This window comes from Paenibacillus sp. AN1007, from assembly GCF_040702995.1.
Lineage (GTDB): Bacteria > Bacillota > Bacilli > Paenibacillales > Paenibacillaceae > Paenibacillus.
On record NZ_CP159992.1, the window covers coordinates 4,956,159 to 4,971,859 of the forward strand.

Annotated in this window: 12 protein-coding genes; 6 read left to right on the forward strand and 6 right to left on the reverse strand. The window is 44.1% G+C overall.

Features of this window, described 5'->3' with window-relative positions:
* Positions 1-19 precede the first annotated feature (19 nt).
* Positions 20-1,885, forward strand: coding sequence for a leucine-rich repeat domain-containing protein (locus ABXS70_RS22240; protein ID WP_366290930.1), 1,866 nt, complete (start codon positions 20-22; stop codon positions 1,883-1,885).
* Positions 1,886-2,045: 160 nt separating this feature from the next.
* Here the strand turns inward: ABXS70_RS22240 and ABXS70_RS22245 are convergent, their stop codons facing one another.
* On the reverse strand, positions 2,046-2,384 hold the full coding sequence (locus tag ABXS70_RS22245; RefSeq protein ID WP_366290933.1) for a hypothetical protein: 339 nt from the start codon (positions 2,382-2,384) through the stop codon (positions 2,046-2,048).
* A 233-nt stretch (positions 2,385-2,617) separates the two neighbouring features.
* Between ABXS70_RS22245 and ABXS70_RS22250 the strand changes: the two genes are divergently transcribed.
* Together ABXS70_RS22250 and ABXS70_RS22255 are read left to right on the forward strand one after the other, a co-directional pair.
* Complete coding sequence (locus tag ABXS70_RS22250) at positions 2,618-3,595, forward strand: phosphotransferase (RefSeq protein WP_366290936.1); 978 nt, start codon at positions 2,618-2,620, stop codon at positions 3,593-3,595.
* 109 nt (positions 3,596-3,704) lie between these two features.
* Positions 3,705-4,628 carry a GNAT family N-acetyltransferase gene (locus ABXS70_RS22255; RefSeq protein WP_366290939.1) on the forward strand — a complete coding sequence of 308 codons (924 nt, stop codon included), beginning with the start codon at positions 3,705-3,707 and terminating at the stop codon, positions 4,626-4,628.
* Positions 4,629-5,055: 427 nt separating this feature from the next.
* Here the strand turns inward: ABXS70_RS22255 and ABXS70_RS22260 are convergent, their stop codons facing one another.
* The 3 genes from ABXS70_RS22260 to ABXS70_RS22270 form a co-directional block, all read right to left on the reverse strand.
* Complete coding sequence (locus ABXS70_RS22260; RefSeq protein WP_366290942.1) at positions 5,056-7,281, reverse strand: hypothetical protein; 2,226 nt, start codon at positions 7,279-7,281, stop codon at positions 5,056-5,058.
* A gap of 668 nt (positions 7,282-7,949) precedes the next feature.
* Positions 7,950-9,518: a 23S rRNA (uracil(1939)-C(5))-methyltransferase RlmD gene (gene rlmD / locus ABXS70_RS22265; RefSeq protein WP_366296735.1), complete on the reverse strand. Its 1,569-nt coding sequence runs from the start codon at positions 9,516-9,518 to the stop codon at positions 7,950-7,952.
* A gap of 396 nt (positions 9,519-9,914) precedes the next feature.
* The gene (locus ABXS70_RS22270) at positions 9,915-10,799 is read right to left on the reverse strand and encodes a diacylglycerol kinase (RefSeq protein WP_342554209.1); all 885 of its coding nucleotides are present in this window, start codon (positions 10,797-10,799) and stop codon (positions 9,915-9,917) included.
* A 540-nt stretch (positions 10,800-11,339) separates the two neighbouring features.
* On the opposite strand from ABXS70_RS22270, the gene ABXS70_RS22275 reads away from it, so the two are divergent.
* Positions 11,340-12,065 carry an NPP1 family protein gene (locus tag ABXS70_RS22275; RefSeq protein WP_366290945.1) on the forward strand — a complete coding sequence of 242 codons (726 nt, stop codon included), beginning with the start codon at positions 11,340-11,342 and terminating at the stop codon, positions 12,063-12,065.
* Positions 12,066-12,202: 137 nt separating this feature from the next.
* Here the strand turns inward: ABXS70_RS22275 and ABXS70_RS22280 are convergent, their stop codons facing one another.
* Complete coding sequence (locus ABXS70_RS22280; RefSeq protein WP_342554208.1) at positions 12,203-12,982, reverse strand: CbiX/SirB N-terminal domain-containing protein; 780 nt, start codon at positions 12,980-12,982, stop codon at positions 12,203-12,205.
* A 3-nt stretch (positions 12,983-12,985) separates the two neighbouring features.
* Positions 12,986-13,276 (reverse strand): YerC/YecD family TrpR-related protein, encoded by a 291-nt coding sequence (locus ABXS70_RS22285; RefSeq protein WP_017690665.1) that lies wholly within the window; start codon positions 13,274-13,276, stop codon positions 12,986-12,988.
* A 495-nt stretch (positions 13,277-13,771) separates the two neighbouring features.
* On the opposite strand from ABXS70_RS22285, the gene ABXS70_RS22290 reads away from it, so the two are divergent.
* Positions 13,772-14,404 (forward strand): tyrosine protein kinase, encoded by a 633-nt coding sequence (locus ABXS70_RS22290; protein ID WP_342554207.1) that lies wholly within the window; start codon positions 13,772-13,774, stop codon positions 14,402-14,404.
* 195 nt (positions 14,405-14,599) lie between these two features.
* Complete coding sequence (locus ABXS70_RS22295) at positions 14,600-15,688, forward strand: DNA alkylation repair protein (protein ID WP_342554206.1); 1,089 nt, start codon at positions 14,600-14,602, stop codon at positions 15,686-15,688.
* Positions 15,689-15,701 lie beyond the last annotated feature (13 nt).

The following is a 15,701-nucleotide window of genomic DNA, read 5'->3' on the forward strand; positions in this document are numbered from 1 at the left end:
AATGAAGGGGGAGGCATCCGTGGCATTTATTGCGTTAAACTGTCCCAATTGCAACGGAAAAATTGAATATAAGGAGGGCGAGGTATTAAAGTGTCCCTATTGTGAAACAGAGCTTTTATTGAAGCAAAATCATGTCTACTATGTGGACCAGACCATTAATCATTACCATGGTACGCCCCCAAAAACAGCGCCGAAGCTGAACGTCTCTGTGAGACTGCTGCTCATATTGACGCTGCTCCTGAGCGGTGCCATTGGCACTTATTTATATTACAGCGTCAGCTCCACTCATCCTCAAGCAGAAGCCAATCTGCCTGTACGGAAGATGCCTGAAAGCGAGGTTCTGCTCTCCTTTTTGCGGGATATCTTTGAAAAAGGCTCTGCCCTGCCTACCGAGGAGGAATTGGCTCGTATTCGCTATCTGACCGTAGATTATTCGGATGATCACCAGTGGCAGTTTACCTACAGCTTCTCAGATCCCTTCAGCGATGAACAGGCCAAAAAGATCACTTATACTACTCAGGACAAAAAGCTGAATACCCAGAAGATCGATCAGCGAGATTTTGAAGCGTTTACGGGACTGACAGCACTCGACTTGACGGGAACCTACGAAATTGCCCAGTCGAACCAAACCACGTTTGCCCATATGTCCGGGTTAAAAAGCTATGGTGGTGCTTTTAACGAATCCTTCAGCTCGTTTTCGGACTACTTTGGCGATAAGTCTAAAGTTACGGAACTTTCCACCCAGCTTCGCAGCAATCAGGAATTGGCTCTGCTCCTGGAATTCCCTAATCTGAACTCGCTATCCATTACCTATGCGGATGAGTCGATAACGGACTTTTCCTTGCTGAACAAACTGCCGCTCAAATCCCTGTCGCTCACTTACATCAACGAGCTGGGATGGTTGTCGTCCATGACGGGGCTGACCTCCCTGTCCATCCATTATAGTGAAACTGCAGACCTGCAGCCGCTGTACGCCTTAACACAGCTTCAGGAGCTTCGGCTTTCCTTTTTAACCAACGTAAAGTCCATTGACTTTGTGCAAAACATGCCTGCTTTACAAACACTGGATATTGAAAATTTAAGTTTCTCCAGTCTGGAGCGTCTGACCGGCAAGACCTCCATCACGAAACTGCGACTGGCTTCTTTAAGCAAGCTCGGCTCGGTCAAACCCATCAACAGCCTCTCCTCTCTGCGGGAATTAACGCTGTCCGGTTATTACGAGAAGCAGGAAGCTCTGACACTGCCTAAAGCAGCACGAGTGGAAATTCCGGGTGCCTTTCTCCCCGGGCTGCAGGCACCTGCCGTTACCAGCCTGACGCTTCGTGGCGGAAGTGGGGAGTTAGCATTAGCGGCTCTCCAAAAATTTCCGGAGCTGGAGCAGCTCTCCCTCTGGGAAATCAGTGAAATCACTCAACTTGGCTCTCTGGATGGTTTACCGGGTCTGCAGACCCTGAATATATACGATTCTTCACTGTACCAGGAGAGCGATGCCTTATTTCGTTTGAAGCAGGTAAAATCGCTGCTGTGCTCCGAATGCAGGTTGAACTTTAAACAAAAGGTGGGCGAAACGAACAATGCGCTTGAGCATCTAACCCTGGAGCAGCCGTATTTTAACGTAAATAATGACACTGTCTCTGAGGTTGACCAGATCATGCCCTACTTCGCCAAAATGCCTGCTTTACGGTCCTTCACGCTGCAGGACAGCAACTTGGCTTCTCTGGACTTTATGAATAACTGGCAGGCTGTCGAAGAGCTTCATCTCGAGAACAATGCCATTACCAATATAGAGCCCCTAAGCCAGCTGCCGAAGCTGCAGAAGGTATTTCTATCGGGTAATTCCGTGCAAAACAAGTCCGTGCTTGGAACGGGCGTGCAGGTGTATTGATGACCGTCCGAAATGATGGAGTTTTTCAAAAAAATCCTATAATGAACGATTGATTTTAGAGGGGCACAAGCCCCTCTTTTTGTTACGGGACAATGAACAACTGTATGATCAGCTTCGTCTGCTGCTTACTATTTCAATCAGATAAGCATCTGTTTACTCCCTACTTCTTACTTTTAATCACCCAATCCCCTGCGTAAAACCACAATTCCTCCCCTTGACTCATTAACTTGACTTCCTGCCAGTCTTGGGGATCATCACTTTCTAATGTTTCAACGATTTTGTATTCCGAAAATGCTGTCCTGGTATCCGGTAATTGGGCAAACATGTAGTCATCTGGACGATGCAGCTGCAGCGTATCTATTTTCTTGAGCCATTGTATGGCAGTATCGATTTCCCGTTTTTTCTCCACGATCTGACTGTGGACCTCGCCCTGTGCTGCTTTAAGCTCCTGAATGAATTGTTCGCGTTTTATTTCAAGCATTTTGATTACACTGTCCATGTCTACCTCCATATAAGAAACTATGAAACCTTGCAGAAAAGTTTTTACTGTCGGGTTGTTAATCGAACTAAAGCAATAATGATTATGGCACATCTGCACCGCAGTGAAAAGGTCGCTAGGGCTGTACAATATGACTACAGGTAAAAAATGAGTATAATCGAATGTTACACTTTTTTAATACCCAGCTGTGTTAATATAACTCTATCTACTTGTGAAAAGGTGGGATTTGGCGATTGGAAAGTACGTTGAGTATTGCAAAAGAAGCATTACATCATTACTCCATACCATGTAAATCGATTGACTTTATTGGACAGAGTGCAAATGTTATTTACAAAATTACGGATGTGGGTAACAACGAATATAGTCTTCGCCTACATACATCCAAAAGTGAAACCTTTGAACGTTATTGGACTGAACAGGACGTGCTTCATTCAGAAATGGTTTGGCTCCACTCCCTGGTCTTAGATACAGATTTGACCCTGCCCTCACCTGTAAAAAATACTCAAGGAGACTTCATTACAAAGGTAAACAACATAAGCTGCACATTGGTAAGATGGGTGGAAGGTGAGCAGAAGTCATTCATTACGACATTAGAAGATGCTCAGTCCATAGGCGAAATGATAGGCAAATTACATAAACATGCTTCCCGCTGGAAAACTCCAAACTCATTTGAGCGTCCTGTATTTGATGCATCTCGCATATCACAAGCTCTTGAGAAACTTACAGAGCAATCTCAAGCAGGCCTGCTTGATACGGATGATACAGCACTTCTTCAGAATGCAGGTCAGCAAGTAATGAAGATGATGAACTCAATCGAGCGAACATGCAGCCATTGGGGAATGATTCACGCCGATCTGATTCCAAGTAATATTGTGTTTCATGGCAAAGAAGCAAGGCCCATTGATTTTGGTGCTTGCGGTTTTGGTTTTTATTTATTTGATCTGGGCTGGACGTTTTCATACATCCATCCCGCGCTCCGAGACCCTTTACTTCAATCCTATTCTACATATTACGCACTGCCAGATAACTATATCGAGCTGTTAGAAGGTTGGTTCATTGCAGGCCAGTTGGAAACTATGAATTTCTGGCTGGGTCTACCCGACTCCCGGGAATGGCTTCCCGATCACATTCGTAAATTAGCCAGCAGAGAGATTACCGCTTATCTGCAGAAGGATTCCTTTCTCTTCAATGGAACACCTTACTGGGAATAACCTTTGAACAGTATTACATTCATGTGGGAGAAAACTTTTAGAGTTGTAAACATTAGGTCCAGTTATGTTAATGTTTATAGTAATAACAGCTATAGAGAGGGAGATTGTTTTGAGACAATCATCAACAGAAATAATCATTCGTCATTTTCAAGATGGAGACATGCCGTTACTTGGGGAGTTATATCAATCCGTAACCCAAAAAGAAAATGCAGTATTTTGGTGGGTCGGGGAGGAAGTCAATTGGAGTAACGTTTATTGCGCATTTGAGGATGGGAAGATGATTGCCAAGGGGCAAGTGAGCATCGTTAACGTAGTACCTCCCGGACGTCCAAAAGAGAACAACCATTCCATATACCTCAATCTGAAAACCATTCCCGAAAGAGAAAATGACATTATGCTGCTCGAAAACGTCTATCAGCATCTTCTCATAAGGGCAAATCAATTAAAGGAAACCCTGTCTAAAGAATACGACACTATACTTTGTGTAGGTAACGATTCAACAGAAACAGCAAACAATACGTTTTTTATCCAAAAAGGATTCCTTCATCTGAATAGTTTATATCGCATGAAACGGGACTTGAATGAACCAATTCCTGAGTTGACACTTCAAGAAGACTTTCAATTCTCGTATTGGAAAATGGAAACTTCTGATGAAGAAAGAGATTATCTCAATATAGAAGCTGAGATTTGGCCTGATACTCCACTTGGTATCGATCGGTTATGTGAATACAAGAATAACGACCGATGGACATCCATGGTCATACGTCAAACTGACGTTATTGTTGGTGGACTGATGGCATGGCAGGAAGCTGACCATGGTGTAATCGAGGACGTTTTTGTCCGCGAACCCTGGAGAAAGCGCGGCCTTGCCAAGTATTTGCTTACACAAGCTCTGAGATATCTCAAAGCTAATCAGCTGCAGTATGTTACCCTCATGGTACTAACTACAAACAAAACCGCTTTATCTGTGTATGAATCGGTAGGGTTCTGCGAAGACAAAGAGGAAATCAGATATTTTACAGAATTGAATTAAGCAGCAAAAAGAGGGGGCAGCCCCTCTTTACTATTTCTATTCATACATCTTCTTCTATTCATACAATTCCGATTTAGTTATTCTTCCGCACCAACATCGCCACCGATTCCACATGTGCCGTTCACAGCAAGGGAATGCAATTCCTCCTTTCATTTACGTACGATTTTTTTGCTTGAACATCTTACTTTCGACGGTATTTGTGAAGCCCGTTTTATAAATGAACTTGAGTCTATGCGGTTCAGGCTGTGTGGTATCAGAAATATTTCATTCCCTCCCTTCAACGTAAAAAAGCCGACTGCGCTGAATCTCAGAGCAATCGGCTTTTAAAGGATATCTATCTATATAATAAAGAGAGCATCCGGCGAAGGATGCTCTCTTTACTGTTCAACTGCTAAATCGCTTTATTCAGTACAACCTGGCAAGTGACTTAATATATAATATCTGAAAGAACATACTGAGTTAACTTGCGAAATGCTGAAGGCCCATCTAAATCGTCATTCTCCACACAAGTATTGAGAATATTTCTTACTATGTGCTTTCTCTCATCCGTTAGAGTAATGGATTTCATTGTCCGTAGCTCATAATTAAAACGCATATTTAGTAATTGAGCAAATTCATATTTGTAAAATGTTACAATTATCAAATGGGCTAGATTTGTCCAATCATTTAATAAAGCCTTCAAAATATCATCATAATCATCACCAAACACAGCCTGTATTTCTTTACGATTAAATTGCTTAGCAAAGCAATTTTTCAATACAATGCTTGGATACAAGCTAGCATATCCTAACCCATCATAATACAAACTTCTGACTCCACACTCCAGTGTATTCCATCTTAATAAAGAGTATTGCATAGGTACCATTACATCAATACTTGCTTTAAACATTGCATAGGTATTACTGAAAACAGAGTAATTATCTAGAGTACTAATAATTTGATCAATTCGAGCTTTATTCAATTTTATTAGCTCGGTTCGTTCATTTTCCCTATATATCTCCAAAATATTAGTCAATATACGTTTTGGAGTGTATTTTTCAAACTGCTCATTAGAGTATTTAATTGATAACTTGCAGGGCTTATCACACAAATAAACTTTACTTCTCTCAAGATTACCTAATGAAATTAATTCTTTATTCAGATATTGCTTCTCTATATAATCTTCAAAACTCGCAAGTTCTGTGTCAGATAAATCCTCTATATCAAGTCCATCCTCATCACAGTGATTCTCTAAAACAATATCTACTCTACCATAGATAACATATATCCTATTTTTGAATCCTTGATCATTCAGATCCTGTATAACATCAATAATATAGTCATCTTTTGAATCTAACCGAGTATTATAAATAATTACATCTGGATTGCACTGCTGGATTGCAGCATGTACTCTATTATAAGCAACCTTCTTTTCCTCCCCCTTTGGAATTTGACCTTGGTTAATACCAAGCCCGTCAACAACAGTTAGTTCCTCCCCATTATTAATTTCATTATTCCGGAAGTATAACTTTGCCTTTGAGATAAGAGCATCTATTGAAAAGAAATTATTGTTCTTGCGCTGCTTTTTATCGCCAAAAACATTACTAATTAAATCCTTTGTATCTACTGCATCGAATCTCTTTTTTATAGAAATAGTTTGACCATAATTAATACTAACATCATACTTAACTGAAAATTTATTAATAGCATCATAAACCTGATCATGTATATGCTTGGTAAGTTTTTTAAAATCCTGTGTTTCGCAAATAATATAAGCTATATCATCAATAGTAATTTTAAATACATTCTCTTTAATATCTCGAACGATATCCAGTTTTAATTGATTATCTGTGAGCTTATCTCTATATGAAATGCTCCTCGTGGAGTATTCCCTAATCCCTTTTAATAGTATTGCTTCGAGAACAATGTTCTCATTATCAAAATCCACTAAATTTGAAATATCAAATGTTTTATCCTTATTAATTGTTAGTCTCTCACATGCAGCAGCCATTGCAATATCCCAAATTACTTCGCTACTATCATTTGATTTAACTTCAGATTTTATAGTATCAAGAATTTCTTGTAAGGCTTCAATAACTAGTGATACTATATCCTCTTCCGCTTTATCAAATGTTTTTAATGTGAACTCAACTTCAAATTCCTCCTTATTCAGGATATCTCGATTATTAGGATTCACACAATTGTCAATCGAAAAGTTCGTGCTCTCTTTAATTGTTGTTAATTGGATGAATTTCTTAATGTAACCTCGAGGAATGATAGCATGTAAGTTACCTAGCGTCTTCCCTGCAGATGTACAACCAATATTTAATATAACTAAAGAGTTTTTTGTTTTTCCACTAATCTTTTCAACAGTATTTGAACCAACATATTCCCTCCACTCTTCCTGATGTAATAGTTTTAAAGTGATATGTAAGGCTTTTTGTGAATATCTAGACAAATATGGTAAGTTCTCTGAGACATCTAATAATTTTATAATTTGAATGAAGCTATACTTGGCATTCATAATATCACTAACTTGCCTAATAATTTCTTTCGCTAGAGTTATACTCATTTCATCAAAGGGAGCAATTGTTATTTTCTGTTGCTTTCCGTCTACCGTAACTGAGCATTTATGCGCACCATTATCCAAGATTAAATTAGGCTTATAACTCACAAGAAAACACCTCATTCCTTCATTTTAGAACGAATTTAAGAATATAATTCAATATAAATTCTTAATACTGTTCACTTCAATCATTTTATATCCCAATGATAAAAAAAGTCAATAAATCATTTTTTATTCTTAAAAATTAGATTGAGAAGAGGTTTTTCTTTTATTTAAATTTGATTTGGATTACTCTATTCATAAAAAAGAGCATCCTAAAAAGAACGCTCTCTTAAAAATATAATCTAACTATCTCAGCCTGCTATTACTATCCCCCGACGTGTCTACACACTCGACCTCAAAACCAAGGTCCAGCACGACCAAAACCTCAATTATTTCCTTTAGAACTTTATTTCCGAAATCAGGGCCATCCTTCGTAAAAATCGTAAACGGCGTAAAGAGTTGAAAACAAAGGATTTCTACGTATCTTTGTTCAGTATGAATAACCCCCTGCCAAATAACAGCCCTCAAACCCGCATTCCACCGTTGCCCTCATAAATAAAGTCATGCTAAAAAACCGTGTTTTTCTCCTACTATAATCTGAATAATGTCTTGATAGAAAAACAGGGGAAAGGCTTGATGGATCTGGGTTCTTCCCCTTCTCCATTCTTCCTCTCCCCGCTTTTATCACGTCTTTATTCGATTTTTAGCACAGGTTTATTATGGATAGCAGAGGTTTATTTTGGTGTTACACCATTCCTCACCAACATCGCCACCGATTCCACATGCACCGTATGCGGGAACATATCCACTGGCGTTACCTCCACGGTGCGGTAGCCGCCATCCTCCAGCACACGCAGGTCACGGGCCAGGGTGCTTGGATTACAGCTGACATAGACCACGCGTTCCGGCTTCATCTCCAGGATGGTATCCAGCAAACGCGGGTCGCAGCCTTTGCGCGGTGGATCGACGACGATGACGTCGGCTTCGATGCCTTGTTCTTTCCAGCGTGGAATCACGTCCTCGGAGGCGCCGACTTCGAACTTGACGTTGCGCATCTCGTTCAGCAGCGCATTGCTGCGCGCATCCTCAATCGCTTCAGGCACAATCTCTACCCCATACACTTGATCCGCATGCTGTGCGAGGAAAAGAGAGATCGTTCCGATGCCGCAATAGGCATCGATAACCGTTTCTTTGCCGCTCAGTCCAGCGTATTCTACGGTTTTTCCATACAGTACTTCGGTCTGCACCGGATTGACCTGATAGAACGAACGCGGAGAGATCGCAAATTGTACATCTCCGATAAAATCATAAATGACATCACGTCCCCATAGGACACGAGTTTCATCACCGAAAATGACGTTGGTCTGCTTTTTGTTCACGTTCTGACAGATGCTCGCCACTTGTGGGATGGCTTCACGGATACTGCCAATCCACTCGTCTTTGTGAGGAATGTCCCGACCATTCGTCACCAGGACGAGCATCATCTCGCCTGTACGGAACGCCTTCTTCACGACCACATGACGCAGCAGCCCGCGGCCTGTTTCTTCGTTGTATGCACTTATTCCGAAGTGGCTGCCAATTTCCTTTACCTTAGCTACAACTTCGTCATTGTGCTCATGCTGGATAAGGCAGGTTTCCATGTCGATAATCCGGTGACTCCCTTTGGCATAGAAACCACCCACCAAACCACCTTCGGTTACACCAATCGGCACCTGTGCCTTGTTCCGATAACGCCACGGCTCGTCCATGCCCATCGTTGGCAGCACGCGAATTGCATGCTTCGTGTCTTCTTCGTCCATGACACCTTCAAGCCGCAGACGAATCCGATGACTCTCATTGGTTTGTTCATCTGTTCGCTCGTCGAATTGAGATTGTTCCGATGGGTCTGCCTGAGCCTCGTCATTATCCACCAGCACATTCAGCTTCCCGATCCGCTGCAGATTATCGATCACGAGCTGACGTTTCCAAGCAAGCTGCCCGGCGTAGCTCATATGCTGAATCTGACAGCCGCCACATTGATCATAGATCGGACATGGCGCGGAGACGCGGTCTGGACTGGCCTTGACGATCTCGAGCAGCTTGGCGTAACCATACTGCTTCTTCGTTTTCATTACACGCACGCGTACAGTTTCCCCCGGAAGGGCCCCCTGCACAAAAAGTGTGTATCCATTCGCGCGGCCTACACCCTCGCCGTCATGATTCATACCTATAATGTCGATGACGGTTTCCTCATTTTTGCTTACGGGCAGTCCTTCAATGTGTGCAGATTCACGCGCTCGTCCTTTGGAACGCAAACCAGAAATTGATGCACCTTGCGGCTGCAGCTCTCTTCCGGATTGGCGTGTAGATGGACGAGTTGGCGCTGATTGACTTGGCTGACGGGACGATGAAGACTTCCCTTTCCCTTGTGGAGCAGCCGAATTCCGGCGGTTTTTTCCACGACCGCTGCGGTTCGTATTAGACAACGTACATTCACTTCTTTCTTATATAGTACACTGCCTGTAAGGGCAGTGGTTTGTACAGTTTGTTTTTTTTAGACTGTATTTGTTTCATTAAGATTTTACCAAAATTATTACTAATGCTGTTCTGAACGGAATCGAGGCTGCTCATCGTGAATTCCGAGCAAGGAACCTGATTCACGCCAAAAATAACGTTCCAAAATTCTAATGAATCTCAGAGACGTTATTTTAACGTAAAATTTATCGGTGGAACAGCTGCAGATGATGCTTTAGATTCGTAAACGCCGCCGGCAGCGTACCACCCAGTTCACCGTCCAGATTCAACTGCACATAACCTGGTGAAGTGACTTCCATGTGGTCCGTCTGGAAATGAACCACCTTTTTGTCATTCAGATGCTCTCCGCGCAGCGCCAGCGTAACAAGCCGGATCATATCAGCCAAGTTGCATTTGCGCACACCGATTACATCGAACAATCCATCATCAATGGTTGCCCCTGGAGCCAGCTTCTCGAAGCCGCCGACAGAATTCGTATTGGCAATAAGAAACAGCATGAATTCATCATGAATTTCTTCCTGACCATTCGCACGAATGATTAACTCCTGCGGAGACAGGCTTGCCATTTTCTCAATACCCTTCATATAATAGGCCAGCTGCCCAATCATCGTTTTCAAACGACTCGGTACTTCATAGGTCAGTTCAGTTAACGATCCGCCGCCGGCGATGTTGATAAAATACCTGTCATTCGCCTTGCCCAGGTCAAGCGGCCGCGTCTGCTGCTGAATGACCAGATCCACATAATCTTCCCATTGTCTTGGAATCCCGAGCGCACGTGCAAAATCATTTGTCGTCCCCAGCGGGAATACACCCAGCGGAGGGCGGTTCTCCCGCTCGGCCATACCATTAATGACCTCATACAATGTTCCGTCGCCACCAGCAGCAAGAATCATGTCATATCCGCGTTCAATCGCAATTTCCGCTTCCCGGGTCGCATCGCCTTCTCCCGTTGTTGCGTGACACGAAGCCTCGATGCCGCCTTGATCCAAACGCTGCAAAATATCAGCCAGACGTTTCTTCATTTCTTCCCGGCCTGAAGTCGGATTATATATCAATCGAGCTCTTTTCATCTGATACGCCACCTATTCCACATTATCCATGAGTCTGAACGACCTCATCTTCTTACGCTGCATCAGTCCACAAAGGGGCATCATTTAACATCTCTAACAACTTCCGTTAATCCTGCCCAAACATTTCGTTCTATATATTTCTATGCCGGAGGAATTTCGTCTCATTCCAAGGGCGATTGCTTCTATCATATCATCAAATGTAAAGATGTCCTAGCCTAATCCACCCGCCATTTTTGGCATATATCATAACTGTCGAAAGTCCCTTACCCAATAAACATAACCATGACTTCTTGAAACGAATTCCAGCTTCTCGCTTCTGCAAAAATAACCCGCTGATCTTCCATTCTGCCCGCTGGAACAGGAATTAATCTTCTTTCTCACCAAAGGCGTTCCTATATTATGACATAAATATACTGCAAATTTACAAATCTCAATATAAAAATATAAATAAAACCAATATTTTTCCAGTACCATTGAAGTACAGATGTAATCCATACATACCTCTCGCACACCACTACGTTTGCAAAGGAGAATTACAGTATGCGTAAAACCACAAAATTTGTACTCTTGCTTATGGTTACCCTGCTGGCCTGCCTACCGCTGGGCACCACCGCAGAAGCTGCCGTCATTAATCATGATCAGGTGGTCGGTTTCCAGGAGGTCACCCCCGTGACAGCCATGCAGATCACAGCCAAACGTTTTCAACCTTTTCTCAAGGTCTATCATGGATGCGTGCCTTTCCCTGCCGTTGATGCACAGGGCAATACCAGTGCAGGTTTGGCTACGTCCGGATCACACAATGGTGGGTGCAGCTCCAACCTGGGCCAAGTCTACTCCCGCTCCGCTTGGCACAATGGGGTGTGGGCGATCATGTACGCATGGTACTTCCCTAAAGACAATCCTTCCCCAGGACTTGGGCATCGTCATGACTGGGAAGGCATTGTGGTATGGGTCGATAATCCGGCTGTCGCCAATCCGAAAGTACTCTCAATCGCCTATTCAGGTCATGGGCAGTTCACCAAAGTGGCACCAAGCAGCAGTAACATGCAGGGTGATCACCCGAAAATCTCATATAACAGCACCTGGCCGCTCAACCATGAGCTTGGTGTAACCAACGTTGTCGGAGGAACACAACCTCTGATCGGTTGGGACGACCTGACTCCAGCAGCACGTAATGCACTGAACACAACAGACTTCGGCAGTGCCAATGTACCTTTTAACGATAACAACTTTGCGAACAACCTCAATAAAGCCTGGTTTAGATAACGGTTAGACGTTTTTTCACTTATCAGGTTCCTGATCTTACTTTTAAGGATTATATTATTCCCACGTTTAACTATAGGCACTTACACCAAAAAACCACGTCCTTGGACGTGGTTTTTCGTGATGCTAAAATTCGGCGATTAATCTTCACCGCTGCCACACTGCTCCAGCAAAAAGTGGATCTGCCGCTCCAGCCACTGCCCAAGAAGCGGATGAGGCAGCAGCGTTTCCCCGCTGTATGCATACACCAGATCCTTAAGCCGGCCTGGGATAACGCGCTGTGTAAAATAACCGGCACTCAAAAACAGCGGCGCCACAATGACACGGCTTCCACGCTCTTCACTCCAGTATTTTGCCTTCTCATATACACTTTCCGGGTTCAGCAGCGCATAGTCCGTATGAGCGACTCCGCTAACCTGCTGCACTCGTTCGGCAAGAGAGGAAATACCTGCTTCCCAGCGCTGACGGAATCCATCATGGACGCTTCCATGTCCCACGAGTAAGATCGTCTCCTTCTCCGGATGCTGTGATAGCGTTCGGACCTTGTCCCATACCATCACCGCAATATCAGGATCATTATCCACCGGATAACCGAAATGAATTCGAGCTTTAACCTCAAACGGTTCAAGATCGGTTTCACGTTCGGGAGCATCTTTGGCTCCGATCGCATATTCAATCTCATCCACATGAGTGCTGCCGGAGGACACAAACAGAGGCACAACCAAAATATCAGTTACCCCTTGGGCTTCCAATCGGTTAATACCATCCTGTATCAAGCGCCCCTCCACCAATTCCAGAAATCCGGCTTCAACAGGTAACGGTTCAGGCAGACGCAGCCGGGAAATCGCGTCATCGACGGATTCCACCCAGGTCTTCTCCTGAGAACCGTGACTAATGATGAGAACACCCGGCTTCTTCATAAACTAGCGCCCCAGGCGTTCCAGCGTCATTTTATAACCGTCATTACCATAATTCAGGCAGCGTTTCACACGCGAAATTGTAGCCGTGCTTGCGCCCGTCTCTGCTTCAATCTGATTATACGTGTTGCCTTTACCAAGCATACGTGCCACTTCCAGCCGCTGGGACATGGATTGAATCTCGTTCACGGTGCAGAGGTCATCAAAAAAGACGTAACACTCTTCAATATCCTTCAGAGTCAGGATAGCCTCAAATAATTGTTCAATGCTTTTATCATTTAGCTTTTTCAGCTGCATTATATCATCATCCCCTAGCGGTTACTGTGTACCTACATTGTACCTACCCTGAGTTGGTATTTCAAGCGTTAACGATTTCACGCACTACAGAACAAAAACACATGTTACCGCTTACAAATAGTACTATTGTCCTCTACAGGTGGACACTTACTGTGAATATCGTGTATTTTCGCCATATAAGGAACACATTTCCGATTATTCGCGTAGGATTTTACACAATATAATTGTTACAAAATTGTGTCCGATTTTCATTTTTCTTCCTCATTAGAGCTTCTAAACATTAACGCAGGACCTGCGCCCAAATCCGCAAATATCCCGTTTTCCGTGACACCCGCCTACGCCGCGTCTCCGCGAATGACATACAGTATATCAAAAGGGAGTTCCACCCTGCTTACTGCTGCTTTATTTGACCAATATTTCTCAAAAAAGAACGTAATTTCTGAATCCATGGTGGAACGCAATTCCAGAATCCAAATAGAAGGAACGTGATCGTTCATGCCACAGCATTATTACCATCGTCAGCCAGGAACACGGCAGCGTCCGGCTCCTCATGGTCAGCGGCAGGCCCGCACATCTGCCTATGTACCGTATGGCAGCGTCCCGCGCTCTTTGAATGAATCCCAGATTCAGCCTATGTATCCCGGCGTTGATCCGCATTACCCGGGCTTCGCCGAAGTCGAAGCATCCGGTCTTGTACCTTACGGGCAGGGTACATCCGGCGGCAGCTTCTACGGAGGCGGCACTCCGGCTGCTCCAGTTGTTCCAGCTCCGGCACCCGCCTCTTCCGGCAGCTCAGGCTTTTCCCTCGCTAATCTGGGTGAATTAAAAGGCATGATTGACCGCTTCGGAGGTATCGACGGGATCATGAATGGCGTTGCCAAAATGCAAAAAGTCGTAGGCGGCATCCAGCAGATGGCACCGATGATGAAACTCGTGATGGGCATTCTGCCTTTTGGAAAAAATAAGAACAGCAGCAGCGAGGCTGACGCCGATTACGAAGAATACTCGAAGCCCCGTCCACGTAAACGCCGTAAAAAAACAACAGGTACACAGCGGAAACGCACCTCATCTCCGGCCCGCCGCAAAACAGCAGCAGCCAAACCGCGTCCCAAAAGACGCAAAAGCTAGCTCCATTCAGGCACTCCCTCTACGAAGGTGGGTGCCTTAACTTGGTTCTAAGACAGTAACCGTCTCTGCCTTTGCTCCGCAATATAAGCCTATTTCAGATCGCATTACTGAAAATAAAAATCATAAATTTAGGAACTTATGTTCTTATATCTAGAAAATGAGGTATACTAGAGAATATACATAAGGAGGCAGACCATGGAACTGTTCAAAGACAAGTACACACCGGCTCTCATTGATCGGACGGGAGATCTGCTGCGTCAATTTTATCCTCAGCTGCAGAGTGGACAATTTCGGGAGTTGGTTTTCGCTGAAGGCTGGGAGGCACTGGAGTTCAAAGCAAGGATTCGCCGTATTACGGAAGCTTTGACCCAGGTGCTGCCGACCGATTACGAAGAAGCATTACATATTATTGAGCAGGCAGCTCCCCAGCTGCGTGGGGTTGAGTATCTTTTTGTGCCGGACTTCGTCGAATTGAACGGACTCGCACCAGATCAATACGAGCTGTCCATGAAGTATCTTGCGGTATTTACACCTTATTCAAGTTCCGAGTTCGCGGTGCGTCCGTTTATTCAGCGATATCCGCTTGAAACGATGAAACGGTTGATGGCATGGACCGAAAGCAGCAGTGAGCATATTCGCAGGCTTGCCAGCGAAGGCAGCCGCCCCCGTTTGCCATGGGGAGCCAAGCTTGGGGAATTTATCGATGATCCGACACCAGTACTCCCGATTCTGCATGCCCTCAGGCAGGACGAGTCCCTCTATGTACGAAAAAGTGTAGCGAATCACCTGAACGATATTTCCAAAGATCATCCTGACCTTGTACTGGATTTAGCCCAGTCTTGGCACGGCAAGCATCCCCATACCGATTGGATTATCCGCCATGCAAGCCGTTCGCTGCTCAAAAAAGGACACCCCGCTGCCCTGAGTCTGTTCGGCTACCACAAGCAGGAGGCCGTTCATATCGAAAACCTGAAGCTTGAACGGGATCAGATTGCTGCAGGTGAGGATCTTTATTTTTCATTCGATGTGGTCAATACAAGCGGCGCTTCGCAAAGGCTGAGGATTGAATATGAGATTGGTTATATGAAAGCTAACGGCAGACAAGCACCTAAACGATTCAAATGCTCTGACAAAATGTATGGTGAAGGCCGCAGTGTGATTAATACAAAACAATCATTCAAATTCATTACGACACGTAAATATTACGCGGGTCTGCATACACTTACAATCGTTCTCAACGGACAGGAGACAGAAACTGTTTCGTTCATACTTGAGGTAGGCTAAAGCTTTGATTCCT